Origin of the sequence: Deinococcus rhizophilus (assembly GCF_030271215.1) — a bacterium.
Classification (GTDB): Bacteria; Deinococcota; Deinococci; order Deinococcales; family Deinococcaceae; genus Deinococcus; species Deinococcus rhizophilus.
Window position 1 is genome coordinate 1 of sequence record NZ_JASNGB010000200.1, and the last position, 5,097, is coordinate 5,097.

Consider the following 5,097-nt stretch of genomic DNA (forward strand, 5'->3'; position numbering starts at 1 on the left):
CGCGTTCCAGACAGCCTTTTCTAAAACTGCAAGATGTCAGTCAAGCTGCCCAAGGAGGTCTGGAGCATCGCTGGGGTGCAGCATGGCCCTGATCAAGGCCACGTTGCACCCTGCGCCCCTGAGGCTCTGGATGACCCGGGCCGTGTGGAGTTGGCTGCTGGAGTACCAGCGATAACCGCTATGCGGATCGACCTCGGGCACGAGTAAGCCTTGAGCGTGATACCGCCGGAGCGTCTGGGCATGGATGCCGCTCTGCCGCGCGAACTCACTGATGTGCATCATCCGTTCAGGTTGAGCCCTTCCAGCATGTCAAGGTCAAGCGTGGAAGGTCGGCGCCTCGGCGTCAGCGTTATGGGGACCAGGCTTCTGGAGTGAAGAGTGGGGGCGGCACGCTCACGCGCCGCCCCCGGGGAATTCGGGTCAGTTGCCCGCTGGCCGGAACGTGTCCGCGAGGCGCACGAGGAGTTCCTCTGCGCGGTCGTAGCCGGGACGCATGTAGACGGTGGCGAAGGTCGTCCAATCCTGCACCGCCGCGACTTCCTGGTCGTTCTCGTGCAGCTTGAGGTGTGGGTACACGCCGTACTCCACATAACAGCCGAACTCCCCGGCAAGCGCTTCCAGCGCCTGGGTGTTCTGGTCGTCCCAGGTGAGGGTGTATGGGAGGGCGAAGCACGGTTTGCCACAGCTTCCGCCGAGCCCGACGAGCGGGAAGCCCGCGACGGTGGGCGTGGCCTGCCGGACCTGGGTGCGTTCCAGGAACGCGAGGCGGTCGCGCGCCACGTTCCGGCTGGGGAGTTTCTGCGCCGCAATCCAGGGGCCTACGGTGAGTTTAGTCATGGTGTCTCCTTTGGGGGCGGTGGACCGGCAGCTCAGGCCTGGGCCATGACGGTGGGTGCTGCGCGGACAGGGGCGGGGTCGGGACGGACGGGGGGGCGGAAGGAGCGCAAGCGAAGCGCGTTGCTCAGCACGAACACGCTGGAAAAGCCCATCGCGGCGGCGGCCAGCACCGGGCTGAGCAGCCACCCGAAGGCGGGGTACAGCACGCCCGCCGCGACAGGAATCAGGACGATGTTGTACGCAAACGCCCAGAAGAGGTTGAGCTTGATGTTGCGCAGGGTGGCGCGGGAGAGCGCCAGGGCGTTCGGCACGCCGCGCATGTCGCCGCTCATCAGGATCACGTCGGCGGTCTCGACGGCCACGTCCGTGCCGGTCCCGATCGCCAGACCGACGTCTGCCTGGGCGAGCGCCGGAGCATCGTTGATCCCGTCCCCGACAAACGCCACCTTCTGGCCTTTCGCTTGGAGCTCTTTGACCGCGTCGCTCTTGCCGCTGGGCAGCACCTCAGCCAGCACCTCGTCGATGCCGAGCTGGCGGGCGATGGCCTGCGCGGTCCGGGCATTATCCCCGGTGATCATCGCGACCTTCAGGCCCTGCTGGTGAAGCGCTTTCACCGCCTCCGGACTGCCTTCCTTGATGGGGTCGGCCACCGCGATCACGGCACCGAGCTGGCCGTCAATGGCCGCGTACAGCGGGCTCTTGCCCTCGTCCCCGAGCCGCTCGGCCTGGGCCGCGAAGTCACCCACGTTCAGCCCGAGCTTGCGCATGTACCGGTCGGCACCGACCTGCACCAGGCGGCCCTGGACCCGCGCTTCCAGGCCGTACCCGGGCACCGCTTCGAAGCTTTCCAGGGGGAGGATGGCGACACCCTCCTTCTTCGCCGCATCCACGATGGCGCGGGCGATGGGGTGTTCGCTCTGTTCTTCCGCTGCCGCGACCAGTTGCAGCACTTCGGCACGCTGGAAGCCGGAGGCGGTCACGAGGTCGGTGAGTTCGGGCCTCCCCTTGGTCAGGGTGCCCGTCTTGTCCACGGCAACCACATTCACGCCCTGCAAGCCCTCGAGCGCCGCACCGTTGCGGAACAGGACGCCCAGCTCGGCCGCCTTGCCGGTGCCCACCATGATGCTGGTCGGTGTGGCCAGCCCCATCGCGCAGGGGCAGGCGATGATCAGCACCGCGACGGTGGTGACCAGGGCGAAGGAAAGGGCCGTGCTCCCGCCCACCAGCAGCCAGATCAGGAAGGTCAGGGCGGCAATCCCGAGGACGATCGGGACGAAGACCGAAACGACCTTGTCCGCGAGCCCCTGGATGGGCGGCTTGGAGCCCTGAGCGCTTTCCACCAACTTGATGATCTGGGCCAGCGCGGTGTCGGCCCCGATCTTGGTGGCCTTGAACTGGAACGCGCCATTTTGGTTGATCGTGCCGCCGACGACGGCCGCGCCCGCTTGTTTGGCGACGGGGATGGGCTCACCGGTAATCATGGACTCGTCCACGAAGGAGTTGCCCTGGGTGACCTCGCCGTCCACCGGCACCTTCTCGCCGGGGCGTACGGACACCAGGTCGCCGATCAGCACCTCGTCGGTGGGTACTTCGAGTTCCTGACCGCTACGGACCACGCGGGCCGTCTTGGCCTGCAAGCTCAGCAGCTTCTTCATCGCCTCGCTGCTCCTTCCCTTGGCGATGGCCTCGAAATACTTGCCGAGCAGGATCAGGGTGATGACCACGGCGCTGGCCTCGTAGTACACGTGGGCCGTGCCCTCGGGGAAGATCTGGGGTGCCAGCGTGACGACTAGGCTGTAGAAGAAGGCGGCCGAGGTGCCGATCATGACGAGAGAGTTCATGTCGGGGGAACGGTTTTTCAGGGCCTTCCAGCCCAGGCGGTAGAAGCGCAATCCGGGACCGAACTGCACGGGAAGGGCCAGCGCCAGCATGATCCAGGTCATGGTGCGCTCGCTCATGTACTCCATCAGCCACATGTGGAAGGGCATGTAGAGCATCGGCACCATCGCGAGGATCACCAGTGGGATGGCGAAGACCGCACTGAAGGTGACGGCACGCCGCAGACTGCGGACCTCCTGTTCACGCGCTTCACGCTCCAGGTCGCTACGGTCCTTGCCGGGCTCGCTCTCGAGCACCTCATAACCAGAGGCCTTTACAGCGGCCTTGAGCTGCCCCGGACTGACGCTGGACGGCAGGTACCTTACGGTAGCCCGTTCGGTGGCGAGGTTCACCGAGGCGTCCAGCACGCCCTCCACCTTGTTCAGGGCCCGCTCGACCCGTCCCACGCAGGACGCGCAAGTCATGCCCTGCACGCCCAACTCGAGTTCGCTGATCACTGGCTCGTACCCAACGTCCTTTACTTTGTCCAGCAGCGTCTGTGGGGTAGTCAGCGCCGGGTCGTACGTGACGGTCGCGCGTTCCGTGGCCAGGTTCACGCTGGCCCCCTCCACCCCCTCGACTTTCTTCAGGCCCCGCTCGACGCGGCCCACGCACGAGGCGCAGGTCATGCCCTGGACGCCGAGTTCAATCGTTTTACTCATCGTCGCTCCTATCCCCCTCCGGGGGGTACGAAGAAAGCATAAGCCAGCGTCCAAGCTGAAGCAAGTCTTTTTCGCCCATTGCCAAGGGGAAAGGCGGCTATGGGCTGCACCATCTCGCCTTGACACCCTCCCCCATAGGGTTTACAGTTGAGGCATGACCACCGAACTGACTGTCAACGGCATGACGTGCGGCCACTGCGAGAAGGCTGTCCAGAATGCGCTCAAGAGTGTGCCGGGCGTCCAGGATGTCCGTGTCAACCTGCAGGACGGTACCGCGACCGTGCAGGGCGATGCTGACCCGCAGGCGCTTGTCGCCGCCGTCACTGAGGAAGGCTACGGGGCTCAGGTCCGCGCTTAACGTGACCGCCGCGAAAGCCGACCCCGCCGCCTGCCACACCGGCACGCCCTCCAGTCACCTGTGCATGCCGGAGGACGCGCGCAAACGCGCAGCCCGGCGCCTCAAGATCGCCCGTGGTCACCTGGACAGCATCGTGGCCATGCTGGAAAAGGACGACGCCTACTGCGTGGACGTGCTCCGCCAGATCAAGGCCGTACAGGGTGCGCTTTCAGGCGCGGGCGAGGTCGTGCTGCGCGGGCACCTCGAGGCGCACGTCGCCACCGCCTCGACGCGGGGTGACAGCGTGGAGCTCGTCGAGGAATTGATGGAAGCGCTCAAGTACACCTGAGCGGTGCAGGCTATAGGCGCGGGCCACCCTTGCGGTGTGGCCCGCGCCCGAGTTCGGGGGTCGTCCCCCTCTCCTGATCACCATCGGCGGCCTCGAGCAACGGCTCAGATTGTCGGAAGAGCTCAATCCATAGACCCACCGCCATCGCTGCCGCCCTGGGTTCAACACGGAGGTGGTGACTCAGCGGGTTAGGTGTGTGGCTCATCCCCTGCTTCAAGCTTGAAATTCTTGAAGTAGGGGATGCGTTTTTCAGGATCCGCATCGTATTCCGGCTTGTGCAAGCCGTAATTGGCTGAGGTGAGGTAGTGGAATTCGTCCTCCGCATCCAGCAGCCTCCCAGAGGGAAGGGGCTCGACATAGAAAATCGGCAGGGGGTGAGCCAAGTCGCCCACCTCGTCCACCGCCAGCACCCGTTCGAGCGAAATCCTGTTCAAGACCACGAGTTCCGCTCGGTGCTTTTCAGGAACAGTGCGCTGCCAGGCGTGCTGTCTGCGCCAGTGCAGATCACTGTACTCGCTCTCTTTTCCCCAGAGCTGGTTATCGAGGTCACTGGGGACAGGGTCCGGGAGCATATCCCACTCGCCAGTTTCAGTGTCATGAAAAGCAAGGTGAGAGCGGATCTCAAGGATGAGGGCGTTGCGCGCATTAAAGTAGCGAACGCGGTAGATCGCCCACCTTGGATTCTGTTCAAAGTCTGCTACTTCCTCTGTCAAGGGATAGGCGTCATCCGTCGCGTCACGGAAGAGGATCTCCTTCTGGAGGATGTCCGTTGGGTTGCCAAGAATTCTGCCAACCCGTTTGCGCCAGGCCAGGACAGCCCTCAATTCACTTTGACGTGACCGTTTCCTCGTCTGCAAACTGATCCCGAAATATGCGAAGAGCAGGGGGTCGTTTTTCGGCTGGAACAGCATGTCTTCCAGTTCTGCCTTCCCCCACAGGTGGAACTCTTGCACGCCTGTCCCTATCAGGGCAGCGCGGAAGGCGTCATAGGTGGACTGACCCCCCAGGAGCGGACCGAGAGGCAAGGCACTTCG

6 protein-coding genes are annotated in these 5,097 nt (G+C 64.4%); 2 read left to right on the forward strand and 4 right to left on the reverse strand.

The window, feature by feature from the left end; translation table 11 throughout:
• Positions 1–36 precede the first annotated feature (36 nt).
• The 3 genes from QOL99_RS17895 to QOL99_RS14920 all read right to left on the reverse strand — a co-directional run bounded on the left by QOL99_RS17895 (position 37) and on the right by QOL99_RS14920 (position 3,377).
• Complete coding sequence (locus QOL99_RS17895; protein ID WP_407650199.1) at positions 37–282, reverse strand: MerR family transcriptional regulator; 246 nt, start codon at positions 280–282, stop codon at positions 37–39.
• Between the two features lie 138 nt (positions 283–420).
• Entirely contained in the window at positions 421–837 is a 417-nt protein-coding gene (locus tag QOL99_RS14915; protein WP_285524980.1) for a hypothetical protein, read from the reverse strand.
• A gap of 32 nt (positions 838–869) precedes the next feature.
• A complete protein-coding gene (locus tag QOL99_RS14920; RefSeq protein WP_285524981.1) occupies positions 870–3,377 on the reverse strand; it encodes a heavy metal translocating P-type ATPase in 2,508 nt (835 codons plus the stop codon).
• A gap of 154 nt (positions 3,378–3,531) precedes the next feature.
• Here QOL99_RS14920 and QOL99_RS14925 point away from each other — a divergent pair, with 154 nt between their 5' ends.
• Together QOL99_RS14925 and QOL99_RS14930 are read left to right on the forward strand one after the other, a co-directional pair.
• Positions 3,532–3,735, forward strand: coding sequence for a CopZ family metallochaperone (locus QOL99_RS14925; RefSeq protein WP_104992418.1), 204 nt, complete (start codon positions 3,532–3,534; stop codon positions 3,733–3,735).
• A 64-nt stretch (positions 3,736–3,799) separates the two neighbouring features.
• Positions 3,800–4,063: a metal-sensitive transcriptional regulator gene (locus QOL99_RS14930; RefSeq protein ID WP_092265738.1), complete on the forward strand. Its 264-nt coding sequence runs from the start codon at positions 3,800–3,802 to the stop codon at positions 4,061–4,063.
• A 188-nt stretch (positions 4,064–4,251) separates the two neighbouring features.
• Here the strand turns inward: QOL99_RS14930 and QOL99_RS14935 are convergent.
• Positions 4,252–5,097 (reverse strand): hypothetical protein (locus tag QOL99_RS14935; protein ID WP_285524986.1); only part of this gene is annotated, 846 nt, incomplete at its 5' end.